This is a genomic window from Neisseria sp. HMSC064E01 (assembly GCF_001808875.1).
GTDB classification, from domain to species: domain Bacteria; phylum Pseudomonadota; class Gammaproteobacteria; order Burkholderiales; family Neisseriaceae; genus Neisseria; species Neisseria sicca_A.
This window is the reverse complement of sequence record NZ_KV794934.1, coordinates 1-326: the sequence shown is the minus strand read 5'-3', so window position 1 is coordinate 326 and position 326 is coordinate 1. Positions and strand designations below refer to the sequence as shown.

Sequence of the window (326 nt, the reverse complement as noted above, 5' to 3'; positions counted from 1 at the left end):
TCGCGTTCGATGTCGGTGATGACTTCGTCGTCTAGGCTGATTTGGTGCAGGTGGCCGCTGCCGTAATACAGGTAGTTGATCTGTCTGCCGTCGGGCAGGACGGTAGCGGTGCGGTTGCCGTTGAAGTCGTAGTGGTAGCGGACGGTTTCGGTAACGGGCAGGTACAGCATGTCGTACTGCGCATCGCGCCAGTCGGTTTCGGGCAAACCGTTTCGGGCGTTCTCTTCCTTGCTCGGCATCTTCCATTGGTGTTGGGCGATGAGTTGGCCGTTTTCGTTGTAGTCGAAGCAGGTAATGCTGTGGCGGTTGGCGGCGCGGACGAGGTT

Annotated in this window: 1 pseudogene; it reads right to left on the bottom strand. The window is 58.6% G+C overall.

The annotated features are described in order from the left end of the window. Nucleotides 1-326: pseudogene (locus HMPREF2572_RS06315) on the bottom strand (RHS repeat protein); the annotation flags it as partial.